This is a genomic window from Wenyingzhuangia marina (genome assembly GCF_900130035.1).
Lineage (GTDB): Bacteria > Bacteroidota > Bacteroidia > Flavobacteriales > Flavobacteriaceae > Wenyingzhuangia > Wenyingzhuangia marina.
This window is the reverse complement of sequence record NZ_FQXQ01000001.1, coordinates 859,269-876,755: the sequence shown is the minus strand read 5'-3', so window position 1 is coordinate 876,755 and position 17,487 is coordinate 859,269. Positions and strand designations below refer to the sequence as shown.

At 31.1% G+C, this 17,487-nt stretch carries 14 protein-coding genes and 1 pseudogene; 7 read left to right on the top strand and 8 right to left on the bottom strand.

Annotated features, from left to right (window positions below; genetic code table 11):
• The first annotated feature begins 8 nt into the window (after nucleotides 1-8).
• The 3 genes from BUB70_RS03715 to BUB70_RS03705 all read left to right on the top strand — a co-directional run bounded on the left by BUB70_RS03715 (nucleotide 9) and on the right by BUB70_RS03705 (nucleotide 6,348).
• Nucleotides 9-2,312 (top strand): family 65 glycosyl hydrolase domain-containing protein, encoded by a 2,304-nt coding sequence (locus tag BUB70_RS03715; protein WP_073118377.1) that lies wholly within the window; start codon nucleotides 9-11, stop codon nucleotides 2,310-2,312.
• Nucleotides 2,313-2,314: 2 nt separating this feature from the next.
• Nucleotides 2,315-4,423 (top strand): glycoside hydrolase family 97 protein, encoded by a 2,109-nt coding sequence (locus BUB70_RS03710; protein ID WP_073118375.1) that lies wholly within the window; start codon nucleotides 2,315-2,317, stop codon nucleotides 4,421-4,423.
• Between the two features lie 74 nt (nucleotides 4,424-4,497).
• Nucleotides 4,498-6,348 (top strand): glycoside hydrolase family 13 protein, encoded by a 1,851-nt coding sequence (locus BUB70_RS03705; RefSeq protein ID WP_073118373.1) that lies wholly within the window; start codon nucleotides 4,498-4,500, stop codon nucleotides 6,346-6,348.
• A 72-nt stretch (nucleotides 6,349-6,420) separates the two neighbouring features.
• Here the strand turns inward: BUB70_RS03705 and BUB70_RS14325 are convergent.
• The 3 genes and pseudogenes from BUB70_RS14325 to trkA form a co-directional block, all read right to left on the bottom strand.
• Nucleotides 6,421-6,557 (bottom strand): annotated as a pseudogene (locus BUB70_RS14325) (CPXCG motif-containing cysteine-rich protein).
• A 51-nt stretch (nucleotides 6,558-6,608) separates the two neighbouring features.
• Entirely contained in the window at nucleotides 6,609-8,108 is a 1,500-nt protein-coding gene (locus BUB70_RS03695) for a TrkH family potassium uptake protein (protein ID WP_073118371.1), read from the bottom strand.
• Nucleotides 8,109-8,111: 3 nt separating this feature from the next.
• Nucleotides 8,112-9,458, bottom strand: a complete 1,347-nt coding sequence (trkA, locus tag BUB70_RS03690; protein ID WP_073118369.1) for a Trk system potassium transporter TrkA — start codon at nucleotides 9,456-9,458, stop codon at nucleotides 8,112-8,114.
• A 65-nt stretch (nucleotides 9,459-9,523) separates the two neighbouring features.
• Between trkA and radC the strand changes: the two genes are divergently transcribed.
• The 3 genes from radC to BUB70_RS03675 are packed head-to-tail and all read left to right on the top strand — an operon-like array spanning nucleotide 9,524 to nucleotide 12,403.
• Nucleotides 9,524-10,222, top strand: coding sequence for a RadC family protein (gene radC / locus BUB70_RS03685; protein WP_073118365.1), 699 nt, complete (start codon nucleotides 9,524-9,526; stop codon nucleotides 10,220-10,222).
• 4 nt (nucleotides 10,223-10,226) lie between these two features.
• Nucleotides 10,227-11,543, top strand: a complete 1,317-nt coding sequence (locus BUB70_RS03680) for a polysaccharide deacetylase family protein (protein WP_073118360.1) — start codon at nucleotides 10,227-10,229, stop codon at nucleotides 11,541-11,543.
• On the top strand, nucleotides 11,540-12,403 hold the full coding sequence (locus tag BUB70_RS03675) for a hypothetical protein (RefSeq protein ID WP_073118357.1): 864 nt from the start codon (nucleotides 11,540-11,542) through the stop codon (nucleotides 12,401-12,403). Before BUB70_RS03680 ends, BUB70_RS03675 begins: the two co-directional genes overlap by 4 nt.
• Here the strand turns inward: BUB70_RS03675 and BUB70_RS03670 are convergent, their stop codons facing one another.
• Genes BUB70_RS03670 through BUB70_RS03660 form a run of 3 tightly spaced genes read right to left on the bottom strand, consistent with a single transcriptional unit; the run spans nucleotide 12,404 to nucleotide 16,001 of the window.
• Nucleotides 12,404-13,591: a lipopolysaccharide biosynthesis protein gene (locus BUB70_RS03670; RefSeq protein WP_143155234.1), complete on the bottom strand. Its 1,188-nt coding sequence runs from the start codon at nucleotides 13,589-13,591 to the stop codon at nucleotides 12,404-12,406.
• Between the two features lie 4 nt (nucleotides 13,592-13,595).
• Complete coding sequence (locus tag BUB70_RS03665; RefSeq protein WP_073118353.1) at nucleotides 13,596-14,720, bottom strand: glycosyltransferase; 1,125 nt, start codon at nucleotides 14,718-14,720, stop codon at nucleotides 13,596-13,598.
• Nucleotides 14,721-14,723: 3 nt separating this feature from the next.
• Nucleotides 14,724-16,001: a replication-associated recombination protein A gene (locus BUB70_RS03660; RefSeq protein WP_073118351.1), complete on the bottom strand. Its 1,278-nt coding sequence runs from the start codon at nucleotides 15,999-16,001 to the stop codon at nucleotides 14,724-14,726.
• Nucleotides 16,002-16,080: 79 nt separating this feature from the next.
• On the opposite strand from BUB70_RS03660, the gene BUB70_RS03655 reads away from it, so the two are divergent.
• Nucleotides 16,081-16,506, top strand: a complete 426-nt coding sequence (locus BUB70_RS03655) for an OsmC family protein (protein ID WP_073118349.1) — start codon at nucleotides 16,081-16,083, stop codon at nucleotides 16,504-16,506.
• Between the two features lie 102 nt (nucleotides 16,507-16,608).
• On the opposite strand, the gene BUB70_RS03650 is transcribed toward BUB70_RS03655, so the two are convergent.
• Nucleotides 16,609-17,187 (bottom strand): phosphatase PAP2 family protein, encoded by a 579-nt coding sequence (locus BUB70_RS03650; protein ID WP_073118347.1) that lies wholly within the window; start codon nucleotides 17,185-17,187, stop codon nucleotides 16,609-16,611.
• Complete coding sequence (locus BUB70_RS03645; RefSeq protein ID WP_073118345.1) at nucleotides 17,187-17,459, bottom strand: Sec-independent protein translocase subunit TatA/TatB; 273 nt, start codon at nucleotides 17,457-17,459, stop codon at nucleotides 17,187-17,189. The genes BUB70_RS03650 and BUB70_RS03645 overlap by 1 nt, the downstream gene beginning before the upstream one ends.
• Between the last annotated feature and the right edge of the window lie 28 nt (nucleotides 17,460-17,487).

Sequence of the window (17,487 nt, the reverse complement as noted above, 5' to 3'; positions counted from 1 at the left end):
ACGAAACAATGAATCAAAGCAAACGTATATTAAACGAATGGTCCATTATAGAAGAAGGTTTTGACCCAAATAGTAATGAAGCCTCAGAAAGTCTTTTTAGCTTAGGAAATGGAGTAATGGGACAAAGAGCAAATTTTGAAGAAGATTACACTGGTAAAACTTTTCAAGGAAACTACATTGCAGGAGTATATTATCCAGACAAAACAAGAGTAGGATGGTGGAAAAACGGATATCCTGAATATTTTGCAAAAGTTTTAAATGCTCCTAACTGGATTGGAATTAAAGTAACTATTGATGGTGTTCTTTTAGATTTAAACACCTGTAAAAAGATTTCTAATTTTAGAAGAGAACTAAACATGAAAGAAGGGTGGTTGTCTAGAGAATTTGAAGCTACCCTTAAAAACAATTGCAAAATAAAAGTTTACGCAAAAAGATTTCTTAGTTTAACTCATAATGAGGTAGGAGCTATTGCTTATACTGTAACTCCTATCAACAAAGAAATGACCATTCAATACGAGCCATCTTTGGATGCTGGAATTGTAAACAAAGACTCTAATTGGGACGATCAATTTTGGAATATTTTAGAAATAAATCAAAACTCAGAACAATCATTTATTTACACCCATACCTTAAAAACAAACTTTCATGTTTGCACTTATATGGAGTCTAAATTGTTTATAGATTATAAACCTTTAAACACCGTTCCTAAAAACAGCCATACAAGCACAACGGCTTGCTCTATTTATAAAGAAAACATAAAGGAAAATCAACACTTTACCATTCATAAATTTGGAGGGTATACCGTTGACAGATATCATAACAAAACCAAACTTATTGATGCTGCTAAAGAAACTTTACAAAAATCAATAAACATTGGGTATGATGAATTGTTAGTACTTCAAATAAAGGAGTGGAAAAACATTTGGAAATCCGCAGACATTACCATTCAAGGAGATGTTAAAGCACAACAAGGAATTAGATTTAATATTTTTCATTTAAATCAAACTTATTTAGGAACCGACTCTCGTTTAAATGTTGGACCAAAAGGATTTACTGGAGAAAAATACGGAGGAAGTACCTATTGGGACACCGAAGCTTATTGTATCCCTTTTTATATGGCTACCAAAAACCAAGAAGTTGCCAGAAATTTATTAACTTATAGGTACAATCAACTAGACAAAGCTATTGAAAACGCTGAAAAACTTGGATTTACAAACGGAGCAGCTTTATATCCTATGGTTACTATGAACGGAGAAGAATGTCATAATGAATGGGAAATTACCTTTGAAGAAATTCACAGAAACGGAGCCATTGCTTATGCTATTTTTAATTATACTCGCTACACAAACGACTACTCATATATTCCTGAAAAAGGATTAGAAGTGTTAATTGGTATTGCTCGTTTTTGGCAACAAAGAGTCAATTTTTCCAAAGAAAGAGGTAAATATGTAATGCTGGGAGTTACAGGTCCTAATGAATATGAAAACAATGTAAACAACAACTGGTATACCAATTACCTTGCTCAATGGTCCATCAATTATGCCTTAGAAAATATAGAAAAAGTAAAAGATACATATACCGAAGATTATTTAAGAATTCTTAACAAAACAAAAATAACCGAGCAAGAATTAACAGACTGGAAAAAAGTAGCTGATAATATCTATTTTCCTTATAGCGAAAAACATCAAGTGTACTTGCAACAAGATGGTTTTTTAGACAAAGAACTTATCAAGGTAAAAGATCTCAACCAAAATGAAAGACCTATCAATCAACATTGGTCTTGGGATAAAATTTTAAGATCTCCTTTTATCAAGCAGGCAGATGTATTACAAGGGTTTTATTTTTTTGAAGATCATTTTTCATCAAAAGAACTAGAAAAACACTTTGATTTTTACGAACCTATTACGGTTCACGAAAGTTCACTATCTCCTTGTATTCACAGTATTATTGCTTCTAAGTTAAACAGAATGGATCAGGCTTATCAATTATACCTAAGAACTTCTCGTTTGGATTTGGATGATTACAACAAAGAGGTTCACGAAGGTTTACACATTACCTCTATGGCAGGAACATGGACAAGTATTATTAAAGGTTTTGGAGGAATGAGAATTAAAAATAACCTTCTTTCTTTTGAACCAAGAATCCCAAAAGAATGGAAAGGCTATTCTTTTAAAATAAATTTTAGAAATCATATTATTCACGTAAACATCACTTCAGAAAAAAGCACATTTACGGTAGATGGAGACAAAGATGTAACCATCTTATTAAACGGAAAAAAAACCATAGCAAAAGCAACTCTTAAAATATCTTAATTATGAAATACTTATTATTAACTATCAGTATTTGGTTTTCGCTAACCTCGTTAGGGAATGCACAAGAATTAAAATCGCCCAACAAAAATTTTAACATGTCTTTTTCTTTATTAGATGATGGAACCCCAACTTATCATTTAAACTACAAAGGAAAAGAGGTTATTAAACAAAGTAAACTTGGATTAGAACTTAAAGAAGAACCGTCTTTTTTAAATGATTTTTCTATCCTAAAAACAAACAATACTACTTTTAATGAGACTTGGAAACCTGTTTGGGGAGAAGTTGAAAACATCAGAAACAATTATAACGAACTAGCTGTTACTTTACAACAAAAAGAAACAAATAGAAAAATAATCATCCGTTTTAGATTGTTTAACACAGGTTTAGGATTCCGTTATGAATTTCCAGAGCAAGACAAATTAACTTACTTTACCATTAAAGAAGAAAGAACTGAATTTGCCATGACTGGAGACCATACTGCTTTTTGGATTCCGGGAGATTATGACACCCAAGAATACGATTATACAAAATCTAAATTATCTGAAATTAGAGGAATATTTGAATCTGCCTACACGCCTAATACTTCTCAAACACAATTTTCAAATACAGGAGTACAAACATCATTAATGATGAAATCTGAAGATGGATTGTACATCAATCTTCACGAAGCAGCATTGATTAACTATGCTTGTATGCACTTAAATTTAGATGATAAAAACATGGTCTTTCAATCTTGGTTAACCCCAGGAGCCAATGGAGACAAGGGACACATGCAAGCTCCTTGTGCTTCGCCATGGAGAACTGTGATGGCAAGTGATGATGCTCGTGAAATTCTGAACTCAAAAATAACCCTAAACCTAAACGAGCCTTGTAAAATTGAAGATACTTCTTGGATTAAACCTGTAAAATATGTAGGTGTTTGGTGGGAAATGATTACGGGGAAAAGCTCTTGGTCATACACCAACGATTTTCCTTCTGTTCAATTAGGAGTAACCGATTATAAAAACGCAACTCCTAACAAAACACATGCTGCCAATACTAAACATGTAAAAGAATATATAGACTTTGCAGCAAAACATGGATTTGATGCTGTTTTGGTAGAAGGTTGGAACGAAGGATGGGAAGATTGGTTTGGACATTCTAAAGATTATGTTTTTGATTTTGTAACTCCTTATCCTGATTTTGATGTAGAGGCAATACATAATTATGCAAAATCAAAAGGAATTAAAATGATGATGCACCATGAAACTTCGGGTTCTACCAGAAACTACGAAAGACATATGGATAAAGCTTATCAATTTATGAAAGACCATGGATATGATGCCGTTAAAAGTGGATATGTAGGAGATATTTTACCTAGAGGTGATTATCACTATAGTCAGTGGACAAACAATCATTATCAATATGCATTAGAAAAAGCTGCTGATTATCAAATTATGGTGAATGCTCACGAAGCTGTTAGACCTACAGGAATTTCAAGAACTTATCCAAATCTTATTGGTAACGAATCTGCAAGAGGAACCGAATACCAAGCTTTTGGAGGAAATGCACCTAATCATGTAACAATACTACCTTTTACTCGTTTAATTGGAGGACCAATGGATTACACTCCAGGAATTTTTGAAATGGATATTGAAAAACTAAATCCAGACAATCATTCTCATGTAAATGCAACCATTGCAAATCAATTGGCATTATACGTTACCATGTACAGTCCTCTACAAATGGCTGCAGATTTACCAGAAAATTACAACCGTTTTTTAGATGCTTTTCAGTTTATTAAAGATGTTGCTATTGATTGGAGTAAAAGTAAATATTTAGAAGCAGAACCAGGAGATTACATTACCGTTGCTCGTAAAGCAAAAGGAACTAATAATTGGTTTGTTGGAAATGTAAACGGTTTAGAAAAAAGAAACTCTAAAATAAAACTAGACTTTTTAGAAAAAGGCAAAAAATACACAGCAACTATTTATGCCGATGCTGCTGATGCAGATTACAAAACAAATCCTCAAGCTTATAAAATCAGTACAAAAACAGTTACTAGTAAAAGTACCTTAAAATTAAAATCTGCTAGAGGTGGTGGATATGCAATTAGTCTTATAGAAAAATAAAAAAACAAAAAGACAAGCTGAAAAAACAGCTTGTCTTTTTGTAACTTTTAACAACCTCTTTTATTCTAAGAAAAATGAAAAAACAGCTCTATCTATTTGCCTTTCTCTTTTGTTATTTAGGTGCTAATGCACAAATTCAACATCTTGAACCTAGTTTTTGGTGGGAGGGAATGAAATACCACCAAGTACAGATTATGGTACATGGTAAAAATATTGCTAATCTTTCTGTATCCGCAAAAAACATTGAAATTTTAGAGGTCACTAAAACTCAAAACCCAAACTATTTATTTGTAACCCTAGAAACCCAAAACCTAACTTCAGGAACCTACCCTATTACATTTAAGAAAAATAAAAAAGTTGTTCAGCATTATAATTTTGAAATCAAGACTAGACGAATAAATTCTAGTCAAAGAAAAGGATTTGATAGTTCTGATGCGATCTACTTAATTATGCCTGATAGGTTTTCGAATGGAAATCCAGACAATGATTCCATGAAATCTGTAACTGAAAAAGCAGATAGAAAAAATAAAGATGGACGTCATGGAGGAGATATTCAAGGAATTATAAATCATGTAGATTATTTAAAAGATTTAGGAATTACAACCCTTTGGAGCACTCCCCTTTTAGAAGACAACGAGCCGGTAACTACTTATCATACCTATGCACAAAGTGATTTGTATAAAATTGATCCAAGATTTGGCACCAATAAAGAGTACCTATCCTTATCTAAAGAATTACATAAAAAAGACATGAAACTTGTGATGGACTATGTAACCAATCACTGGTCTAGCAAACATTGGATGATTCAAGATTTACCTACACCAGATTGGATTCATGTTTGGGCTGATGGAGACAAAGGATTTAAAAGAAGTAATTATAGAATGACCTCTCAGTTTGACACAAACGCATCTAACATTGACAGCAAAGAATGTATGGATGGATGGTTTGATTCTTCTATGCCTGACATCAATCAACAAAATCCTTTGGTTTTAAATTATTTAATTCAGAATGCTATTTGGTGGATTGAATATGCCAATTTAGACGGATTAAGAGTAGATACTTATTCTTATAATGACAAAGACGGAATTGCCAAATGGACCAAAACCATTATGGGTGAATATCCAAATTTTAATATTGTTGGAGAAGTATGGATGCAAAGTCAAGCGCAAATTTCTTTTTGGCAAAAAGACAGTAAAATAGGAAAAATAAAAAACTACAATTCTTACTTACCAAGTGTGATGGATTTTACGCTCCACAATGCCATAACTCAAATGTTTAACGAAGATAATCAAGATTGGAACACTGGAATGATGAGAGCCTACGAGAATTTTGCAAATGATTTTCTTTATCCAAACATCGACAATATTCTAGTATTTGCTGCCAACCATGACACCAATAGAATTAATGAAATTTTAGATGGAGATGTAAACAAATATAAATTAGCCATTACACTAATATCAACCATTAGAGGAATTCCACAATTGTACTATGGTGATGAAATTGGAATGCGAGGAGACAAAAACAAACATGGAGATGGTGATATTAGAAGAGATTTTCCGGGTGGATGGAAAAACGATTCTCAGAATGCTTTTTTACAAAACGGAAGAACTCCTAAACAAAATGAATATCACAACTTTACCAAAAAACTTTTGCAATGGAGAAAAAATACTCCTGTAATTCACACAGGTAAAACCAAACATTTTTTACCAATTAACAATGTCTACACATATTTTAGATATGATGATACTAAAAAAGTAATGGTAGTCATTAATAATAGTAACCAAACACAAACAGTAAATTGTAATAGATTTAAAGAAATTTTATCAGGATATTCTAGCGGAGTGGATTTTATTTCTAATCAGAAAATAAATTTAGAAACTTCTTTTTCTATAAAAGCTAAGACTTCTTATGTTATTGAATTATAGGCAACTCAAAATTCAACCCTAAATATTAAAATCCCTCAAAAAAAGCCCAACAAACTGTTGAGCTTTTTTGTTTTATTGACCAATAGGATTTGCTTCAAACACCAAAAGTTCTTCACCATCCATGCTGTTTTTATTTCTATTGGATTGCAACAGACTTCACAATCTTGAATATAAGTCTCGCTTACAGAAAACTCTAAAACCATACTAATATTTTCTCAACAATAGGGACAAGTAAAAAAATGCTCCATTTATTTAATTCTCTAATTACTCTTCCAAAAATAAGGAGTTAGTACAATTAGTACCGTAAATAGTTCTAAACGTCCTATTAACATTAAAAAAGAACAAAACAATTTAGCCATATCCGAAAGATGTGCATAATTATTTACAGGACCTAGTTTCCCCAAACCTGGACCAATATTCCCCAAACAAGATGCTGCAGCCCCTATGGCAGAATTAAAATCTAATCCAAAAAGGGTTAATACAATCGTACTCAGAATAAAAATCAGCATATAAATAACAAAGAATGATAATATATTGAATATAATTACTCTTGAAACCCTACTTCCATTATATCTTACAGAAATAATGGCCTTTGGATGTAATTGCTTTTTTAATTCTAAAATGGAGTTTTTAATCATAATTACATGTCTAACCACTTTTACTCCACCACTTGTAGAACCTGCTGAACCACCAATAAAAAATAGAGAAAAAATCAAGGCAGTAGCCAAAGAACTCCACATAGTATAATCTGCTGTAACAAAACCTGTAGTAGTTAAGACACTTACCACCTGAAAAGCAGCATGCCTAAAAGCACTCTCTACTTTTCCTAAAACCATAGGATGATGAACACTTGTAACCAATGTTGGATCTTGAAAAAACACGATTAAACCAGTAATAGTAATTGTTACCAATATAGTTAACACAAAATAATATCTGAATTCTTCATTCTTAAAAATCTTTAAAGTCTTTCCTTTTAGAGCATAATAACTCAATACAAAATTTGCTCCAGACACAAACATAAATCCAATAATGATGTATTGAATAAAAGGATTATCATTCCAATAAGCAATACTATCATTTTTGGTAGAAAAACCACCTGTGCTTAACGTTGCCATGGCGTGATTGATCGCATCAAACCAACTCATTCCTGCTATTTTTAGCAGTAAAAATTCTGAAATGGTTAAACTAAAATAAATCAACCACAAACGTTTGGCTGTTTGAGTAATTCTAGGATGTAATTTATCAGTAGAAGGCCCTGGTGCTTCGGCTACAAAAAGCTGCATTCCACCAATTCCTAACAAAGGTAAAATTGCCACGGTAAGTACAATAATTCCCATTCCCCCAATCCAATGCGTTGCACTTCTCCAAAACAACACTCCTTTAGAAACACTTTCTATATCGGTTAAAATGGAAGCTCCTGTGGTTGAATAACCTGAAATGGTTTCAAAAACAGCATTGGGAAAAGAAGTAATAGTTCCCGTCATTAAATAAGGCAACGTTCCAGTTAAAGTTAACATTAACCAACCCAGAGTAACAATTAAATATCCTTCTCTTTTCTGAATGTCTTTGTTTGCATTTCTGTTAAAAAACCACAAAACAAGTCCAAATAAAATGGTAATGACTCCTGCTGATAAAATTCCATAACTAGCCTCCTCATGGTAATACCAACTAAAAGGTTCTGAGAGCAACATAAAAAAACCATTCATCATAGAGGTTAATCCCAAAAAACTTAGAATGATTTTATAATTTAATCCTCTCATAGCTTAATTGTTAAAAAACTTTTCTACTTGCGGAATGGCATCTGGTAAACAAAACACCAAAGCTTTATCTCCTGGTTGAATGGTAAAATCTCCGAACGTCATTAAAGCTTTTCCTCCTCTAACCACACCTCCAAGAACCATATTTTCTGGTAAGTTTAAATCTTTGATTTTATGTTCTGTAATTTTAGTATTTCTTCTAACAAAAAACTCTAATACCTCAGCTTCAACGTTGTGTAAATTTGCCAAAGCTAAAACTCTACCTTTACGAACATGTCTAAAAATAACACTCGCAGCCAATATTTTTTTATTGATTAAAGTATCTACTCCAATGGTTTGAGAAATATCCATATAATTCATATTTGCTACCAAAGCAATAGTTTTTTTTACTCCTCTTGATTTGGCTACCAAACTTGTCATAATATTGGTTTCAGAATTTCCTGTAACCGCTATAAAAGCATCCATATTATTTAATGATTCTTCTTCAAGCAATTCAATATCTCTACCATCACCGTTAATAACTAAAGTGTTTTTTAAATCATCAGATAACTCAAAACATTTTTCTCTGTCTTGCTCAATAACTTTTACACGCAAATTTTTATGACAAAGTCTACGTGCCATTTTTTGACCAATACGGCCTCCTCCAAGAATCATAACATCTTTAATCCCTATCTTTTGAGTATCTACCAATATGTGAATTTTATCTAAACTCTCTCTAGGAACCGAAAAATAAACTTGATCATTTGCTTCAAAAGAAGTGTCTCCTTTTGGTATAATAATATTAGAGGAATGTTCTCTTTTCACGGCAATCACCACAAAATCAAAAGGATATTTTAAATTAATTTCTTGTACGGTTAATCCTACAATAGCAGATTCTGAAGTTAGTTTTGCTCCTAAAACACTTAATTCTCCTTTTTCAAATTCAAACTTATCATTAAAAGAAGTTTCTTTAATTAAAACCTCAATCTCTTTAGCAGCTAATTCTTCGGGAGAAATCATATAATCAATTCCAACATCCGAAAAATTAATTTCTTTGGTTTTTAAATATTCTGTATTAGAAATTCTTGCAATGGTTTTTTTAACTCCCAACGTTTTTCCAATTCCCGCAATGGTTAAATTGGTATTTTGAGATTCCGTAACTGCTACCAATAAATCAGCCTCGCTAATTCCTACCTCCTTTAGAACAGCAATAGAAGCAGCATCTCCTTTTTTGGTAAAAACATCAATATGTGTGTTTAAATGATTTAATCTTTGCGAATTCTGATCAATCACATATATATCATGAGACTCCATAGACAATAGCTTTGCCAAATGGTATCCGATCTCTCCTGCACCAGCAATAATGATTCTCATAGTTTTAGTTTAGTTCTCTACAAATATATTATATTTAGTTAGCATCTGTTAATAAATGTAAAGCTATGAAAAACAGTACTAAATCTTTAACAATTAAGGAATGGAATGAAGAAGATAGACCTCGAGAAAAATTAATTTTAAAAGGCGTTAACTCCCTATCTGATGCAGAATTAATTGCCATTTTAATTGGATCTGGAAACAGAAATGCGTCTGCTGTAGAATTATCTAAACAAATTTTAAATCACTTTAGCAACAATTTAAACCAACTAGCAAAAGCAAGTTTAAACGAACTACAATCTTTTAATGGAATTGGAGAAGCAAAAGCGATTAGCATTGTTACAGCATTAGAACTCGGAAAAAGAAGACGTTTAGCACAAGCTTTATCTGTTCCTAAAATTACCTGTAGCAAAGATGCTTATGAGATTTTTCAACCTATTATTGGAGACATTCATCATGAAGAATTTTGGGTTTTACATCTTAATAACAATAATAAAGTGATAGAAAAACAAATGATTAGCAAAGGAGGAGTTACAGGGACTTTAGTTGATATAAGAATTGTTTTTAAAAAGAGTCTAGAACTATTATCAACCGCTATGATTTTGGGACACAACCATCCTTCAGGAAAACTTGAGCCTAGTGTAGCAGACAAACAGCTAACCTCTAAAATTAAAAATGCAGCTACTACCTTAGATATAAAAGTTCTAGATCATTTAATAGTCACTCAAAAAGCTTATTTTAGCTTTGCAGACGAGGGAATTCTATAATATTATGACAGAAGAATTATTAATATACACACAAAAAACAACTCCAAGAGTAAGCTATATTTTTAAGCATATTTTTGTGCGTATTCTTAATATCCCCATAAAATTTACTTCTAAAATTGAAGAGTTTGTGGCTCATGATAATTTAAAAATGAGCTATGGAAAATCTCCTTTGGGAGGTGAATTTTTTATTCAAAGTCATGGTTTATTGTTTGAACAAGGAATTAATGATATTGAAATCAACGTATCTCAATGGGACAGTACTCCTTGTTTTTTTAGCACCGGAAAAAAATCTAGTCTCCCGTTTGATATTTTTGCGGCAAGCTTTTATTTATTAAGTCGATACGAAGAATATTTACCAGTTGTTTTAGACGAAACAGACTGCTTTCCTGCCGAAGAAAGTATTGCTTTTAAACATAATTTTTTAGACAAGCCTATTATTGATGTTTGGGCTTACAAATTATTAAAAGCTTTAAAAGAAGAATATCCTGAATATGAACACAAACCCAACAAATACGAATATATTTCTACCTTTAGTGTTAATCAAACCTTCTTATTTAAAGGAAAAGGAATTATTAGAACTATTGTTAGCGGAGTATATGATTTATTTACTTTTAAGCTGTATGCTATTTGGGTAAGAATTGCCACGTTGCTAACCATTAAAAATGATCCTTATGATACTTTTGATAAAATTATCTATCTACAAAAAAAGTATAAAGTAAAAACCATTTTCTTTTTCCTTTTAAGCAACTACACCACTTACGACAACAACATTGCATATACCAAAAGAAAATATCACTTGCTTATAAAATCTATCGCAGATCATGCAAAAGTAGGGTTACTAAGTTCTTATTTCACCATGGAAGATGAAGATAGTTTGATTAAAGAAACTGGACGATTAGAAAAAATCATCAACACTCCAACAAAGCTATCTAGACAACATCATGGAAGAAATAAATTACCCGATACTTATCATAAATTAATTGATTTAGATATTCAGGAAGATTACACCATGGGTTATCCAAAACACATGGGGTTTAAAGCTAGTACCTGCACTCCTTTTTATTTTTATGATTTAGATTTTGAAATTCAGACACCTCTAAAAGTTTTTCCATATGCTTTTAACGATACTGTTTTACGTTTTGAAATGCAACTAAGTCCTAAACAAGCTTTGATGAGAATAAATCACGTTGCAAACATGGTGAAACAAGTCAACGGAACTTTAATCTCTATTTTTCACAACGACTGTTTATCTAATTTTGATGAGTGGAAATATTGGGAAAATTTTTATGAAGATGTTTTAAAATGTGTGAAAGATTCATGATTTGTTACCTCCAAAGGAAATACATAAACATTGACAAATACGATGCTTGTATCCAAAACGCTGTAAACTCAAGAATTTACGCATTAAGTTATTATCTAGATATTGTAGCAGACAATTGGGATGCACTTATTTTAGATGATTACAAAGCTGTAATGCCATTACCATGGAGAAGTAAATATTTTATAAAATACATTTACCCTCCTTGTTGGACGCAACAGTTAGGTGTTTTTTCAATCCATAATTTTGACTCAACTTTAGTAGATATTTTTATAAAAGCCATCCCAAAAAAGTTTTTAAAAACTACTATTCAATTGAATAGTAAGTGTAATTCTGAACTATTTTCACTTAAAAATAATTTTATTTTAAACTTAGATAGGCCTTATGAAAACCTTCATAAAAACTACAGAAAAGACAGAAAAGACAGGTTAAAAAAATTCATAAAATTTGAATTTCAAATAGAACAAAACATCCCAATCAAAAATATTATTACACTCTTTAAGGAAAACTATAAAGAAGAATTAAACATCAACTTAACTGATTATTTAAAACTTGAAAAACTCACATCAGAAAAAAAATTAAACCCAATTACACTTGGAGTTTATAACGATAATCAAGATCTGATTTCTGGATCCTTATTTTTTAAAGATGAGAAGCGAATTTATTATGTTTTTTCAGCCAACAATCAACAAGGAAATAAAGTACAAGGAAATACTGCTATTTTAGATTCTATGATACAATCGTACGCAAACACTAATTACATTTTAGATTTTGAAGGTTCCATGCATCCCGGAATTGCTTCTTTCTTTAAAAGTTTTGGAAGTGAGTTAGAAACGTATTATTTATATGCTAGGAAGTTTTAATTACTTATTTTTATCTGCTAAGTAAAACCCAAGTAAAGTAAGAGAAGACCCTAAATAACCTAAAAGCATTGCTGAAACAACACCTAATATTCCATATAAAGGTGTTAAAAAATAAGCAGCTGAAATCATCAAAATAAAACCAATTAGAGATTTTAGATTATTTATTTGATATTTCCCTCTCCCTGAAAAATAATGTCCCCAAACATTAGATACAGCAATCATTAAAACACCAGGACAAAGAATCCATATAATTTCTTGTATGTTAGAAAGGTCTTTTTTAATAATGAAACTTAAAAATTCTTTTGGCACAACTATCAACAACAAAACAGCTACTAAGGTTAATATAAATGATAGACCTGCACTTTTATTAGTAATAATTCTTTGCTTTAATTTATCTGATGTATTTAAAATTTTTGAATACTGATTTACTGTAATACTTCTCGATATAATCCAAAGTGATTCTGTAACAGAAACCGCTACCGAAAACCATCCAAGTTCTACAGATCCTAATTGATAAAAAACAACATAAAAGAGTAACCTATAATTAAAGAATTGAATAAAAGAACTTAATTCTGTCCCTATCCCATATTTAAAAATTTCTTTAGATTTTATTTCAATCTCTCTTTTATCGGAATAAATAATTTTAAAAACAAACACAGTAGACATCATTAAGCTAAACCCCAATGCAACGTAAAGAGCAATTAAAAACACAGTTAATGATTCTATTTTGAAAGCATAAAAGCCAATTACAAGCACCAACAATCTAAACAGAGGATCTAAAACAAAAACAATATTATATTCTTTTATTTTTTCTTTCCCAATTAAAATCATTTGGTTCATTGTAATCAATCCTAAAAGCATTGATATAGGAAACAAATGTCTTTGTAAATACTCGTTATGCAAAAAACTTAATATAACACCTAATACCAGTGAAACAAATAAAACCCACAATAGACCTGTTCTAACTATAGGTTTTATATTGGTTTTAGGAACATGATAAGAAACTGTACTGTTTGACAACACACTTGTAACCATTGAAATTAGCATAATATCCGTTAAAAAAAGACTTATTTTCCCTCTTCCATCAGCTCCTAAAACATTTAATGTTAAAAAAACAATTGCCATATTCATTACAGCAACTCCTCCTCTAACCACTAAAGTTTGAAATATGTTTTTACTTATTTTCACACATTTACTTTTTGATAAAATCAAATATTTTTTCTTCTATATGTTCCCACAAATAGCCTTCTTCAATTTCTTTTACCGCATCTTTTGAAACCTGTTTGTAAAATTCTGAATGATTGATAAACTTTTGAAGATGAACACTTATTCCTTCTATATCATCAGGAGATAATAACATACAAAAATCTGACTGAACATAGCCTTTAGTAATCGCTTTTAAATTGCTATAAACCACTGGTATTCCACATGCATTGTAATGAAAAACTTTTATGGGTAAACACCTAGTGTTTTCAAAATCATTATCTCTTAAATCTAAAGCTACATCAAAAACAGAAATAGCCGTGCTAAAATTTTCAAAAGGAACCATATCGTATATTTCTATTGATAACTCAGAATATTTTTCTTGTAAATCCTTAAAAAAAAAATCATCTTTTTTATCGTAAGTCTTTCCAACAAGTACCAATATAATTTTTACTGAAGGATTCTTTATTCTTATATAATCTACTACTTTAAAAACCCTTTCTAATCCTTTCTCTTGACTAAACCTACCCGAGTAACCTAACTTAAAAATTCCTTTTGTTAGCTCTCTAGGTTCTAAAGTCACATATTTTTTCTTAGGGTAATAGGAAATGATTTCTTTTGGTTTTAAGGGATAAAAAAAATCATATAATCGTTTTTTATAATATTCTCCAATAGTAAAACCATCTACAAAATAAGTTGCATATAAATTAAAAACAAACAAAACCATCCCCCTTCTGACTTTGTTTACAAAGGAGAGGTTTATTAGATTCTTTTTTGATGGATACCATTCCGTTACATCATAAATAATTTTACAAGAATGTATTTTCTTATATTTTTTAGTAGCTAAAATAGGCAAAGGTTCCGCACAAATAATTACTTCTGGTTTTAACAAAAGTAATTGTTGATAAAACCAATTAATTTTATCTTTTTTTGATAGTTTGACCCCATCAACAGTATATCCGTTCTCTATTTTATGTTCAGGAACTCCGTAAGAAGAGCAAATGCTCACTTGACATCCTTTCTGCTCTAAAGTTTCTTTAATATGATAATAAATTCTATCATCATTGACACAATGACTAGAGGTTAAGTACGTAACTTTTATACTAGTTTCCATCACCTACTTTTTTTCATATTTATCTCCCCACCTATCTTTCATTACTTTTCTAAACTCATTCTCACGAGCATTCACTCCAGGCTCATAAAAAGACATTCCTGAAATTTCATCTGGTAAAAATTCTTGCTCTATAAAATTCCCAGGATAAGCATGCGCATATTTATATTCCTTTCCATAATTTAAATCCTTCATTAATTTTGTAGGAGCATTTCTTAAATGCAAAGGAACGGATAAATCTCCCGTTTGTTTTACCACCTGAATGGCTTTATTAATGGCTTCGTAACTTGTGTTGCTTTTGGCTGAGTTAGCCAAATAAATAGCACACTGACTCAACAGAATTCTAGCTTCAGGATATCCAATAGTTGTGACTGCCTGAAAAGTATTAGTAGCCATGATTAAAGCTGTTGGATTGGCATTTCCAATATCTTCTGATGCTGAAATTAACATTCTACGAGCAATAAACTTTACATCCTCTCCACCCTCAACCATTCTTGCTAACCAATACACGGCTCCATTAGGATCAGATCCTCTAATAGATTTTATAAAAGCTGAAATAATATCATAATGTTGTTCACCAGTTTTATCGTATCTCACCACATTTCGTTGAACTTTTTCTAAAACCAAATCATTGGTAATCACAACTCCTTCTTCTTCCGAAGCTACAATCAATTCAAAAACATTCAACAATTTCCTAGCATCACCACTAGAAACTTGTAACAAAGCATCAATTTCTTTTAATACTACTTTTTTCTTAGCAATAATATCATCTTCTTTCATAGCGCGTTGCAACAACGCTTCCATATCTCCTTTATCAAAAGGATTTAAAATATAAACCTGACATCGAGACAATAAAGCCGGAATTACTTCAAAACTTGGATTTTCTGTAGTAGCTCCAATCAACGTTACCCAACCTTTTTCTACCGCTCCCAACAAAGAATCTTGCTGAGATTTGCTAAATCTATGAATCTCATCAATAAACAAAATAGGATTTTTGGTAGTAAACAAACCTCCACTTTGCTTGGCTTTATCAATTACCTCTCTTACATCTTTTACTCCAGCATTAATAGCACTTAAAGTAAAAAATGGTCGTTTAGAAGTTTCCGCAATAATATTCGCCAAGGTAGTTTTACCAATACCCGGAGGTCCCCACAAAATTAAAGAAGGGATCATTCCCTTATTAATATGATTGGTCAACACACCAGTTTTTCCAACAAGGTGTTGCTGACTGATATAATCTTCTAATGTTTTAGGACGAATTCGTTCTGCTAAAGGTTGATTCATAAAGTAAATATACGAGTTGTAAAGTAAATGATGAATTGAATTACTTTGCTTATTTTTGATTATATAAAAATACGGAAACATGGCAACACAAAAAATATCTTTAAACTGGAAAGAAGGCGTACATTTTGAATCTGAAGGACCTGGAGGAATGGTTCCTATTGATGGTTCTGAAGAAGTAGGTGGACAAGGAAAGGGATTAAGGCCTAAAGCACTAATGTTATCAGCTTTAGCAGGTTGTTCAGGAATTGACATTGCTTCTTTGATAAAAAAAATGCGTATTGAAGTAGATACTTTTGATATTGATGTAGAAGCTGAATTGACAGAAGAACACCCTAAATTTTACCATAAAGTGTGGGTAAACTTTAACTTTTATGGTGATAACTTAAATGAGAAAAAAATAGAAAAGGCAGTAACTTTATCTGTAGATACTTATTGTGGTGTGATGGAGATGTTCCGTCAGTTTGCCACTGTTGAAACTAAGATTAATTATTTTCCTAAAAAATAATACATCTTAACTACGCTAGATGGTCTAAATATTTATAAACCACATTAGTAGTCAATAACTTATAACAAAACAAAAAGGGAAGCTTTTAGCTTCCCTTTTTTATTATAATAGGTTTTTATCAAACCATTTATTCATTAAATATTTGGCTAGTTTTAAATATAAAATAGCTTCTATAACCCCTAAAGTATATCCACATAAAATATCAGCAGGATAATGTTTCCCCATGTATATTCTACTATAAGCAAACAATAATGGATAAATGTAAAATAGAACAGTCCATTTAAATTTATCTTTAAACAGCAAATAAATAAAGGTAGTTACAGCCATAGAAGTTGTTGCATGTCCAGACACGAAGCTATAACTTTTAGAACATTTTAAACTTCTAATTTGTTCCATCACTCCCACTTGCCAACAAGGTCTTGGTCTTTGAAAAGAATGTTTGATAATATTTACCAAAACATCAGACAAACCAGCCATAATGCAAATAAACAAGAACAAAAACATCCCTTGTTTCCAAGTGAATTTTTTAATTAATAAAAAAAGCCAAAAAAGAAAAAGAGGTAACCAATTTAATGGTTTAGTAATTTGCAACCAGAAAACATCATAAGGCTCACTACCAAAATTATTTAGGTATATCAGTAATTGTTCATCAGCATGAATAATAGCGTCTATAAAACTCATTATTTCATTCGTTTTATAGGCCCTGTAAAGTCATCAATACTAGATTTTACATCATCTACTGCATCTTTTACATCTTTGGTTACATCTAAATCCAATCCGTTTTTAGCTGCTGAAGTATTAATTTCTCTTTTAATATCATTAGTAGCACTCTTAACCTGATTGATTCCTTTAGCCAATCCTCTAGCTATTTCAGGAATTTTATCTGCGCCAAAAAGCATCACTACAAGTAGTAAAATGATAAAAACTTCTGGTCCTCCAATAAATAAAAACATATAGTTCAAATTTTATGTTACAAAGATA

Coding starts and splice junctions, on each gene's coding strand:
- BUB70_RS03715 (WP_073118377.1), top strand. CDS start 9: ATGAATCAAAGCAAACGTATATTAAACGAATGGTCCATTATAGAAGAA.
- BUB70_RS03710 (WP_073118375.1), top strand. CDS start 2,315: ATGAAATACTTATTATTAACTATCAGTATTTGGTTTTCGCTAACCTCG.
- BUB70_RS03705 (WP_073118373.1), top strand. CDS start 4,498: ATGAAAAAACAGCTCTATCTATTTGCCTTTCTCTTTTGTTATTTAGGT.
- BUB70_RS03695 (WP_073118371.1), bottom strand. CDS start 8,108: ATGAGAGGATTAAATTATAAAATCATTCTAAGTTTTTTGGGATTAACC.
- trkA (WP_073118369.1), bottom strand. CDS start 9,458: ATGAGAATCATTATTGCTGGTGCAGGAGAGATCGGATACCATTTGGCA.
- radC (WP_073118365.1), top strand. CDS start 9,524: ATGAAAAACAGTACTAAATCTTTAACAATTAAGGAATGGAATGAAGAA.
- BUB70_RS03680 (WP_073118360.1), top strand. CDS start 10,227: ATGACAGAAGAATTATTAATATACACACAAAAAACAACTCCAAGAGTA.
- BUB70_RS03675 (WP_073118357.1), top strand. CDS start 11,540: ATGATTTGTTACCTCCAAAGGAAATACATAAACATTGACAAATACGAT.
- BUB70_RS03665 (WP_073118353.1), bottom strand. CDS start 14,720: ATGGAAACTAGTATAAAAGTTACGTACTTAACCTCTAGTCATTGTGTC.
- BUB70_RS03660 (WP_073118351.1), bottom strand. CDS start 16,001: ATGAATCAACCTTTAGCAGAACGAATTCGTCCTAAAACATTAGAAGAT.
- BUB70_RS03655 (WP_073118349.1), top strand. CDS start 16,081: ATGGCAACACAAAAAATATCTTTAAACTGGAAAGAAGGCGTACATTTT.
- BUB70_RS03650 (WP_073118347.1), bottom strand. CDS start 17,187: ATGAGTTTTATAGACGCTATTATTCATGCTGATGAACAATTACTGATA.
- BUB70_RS03645 (WP_073118345.1), bottom strand. CDS start 17,459: ATGTTTTTATTTATTGGAGGACCAGAAGTTTTTATCATTTTACTACTT.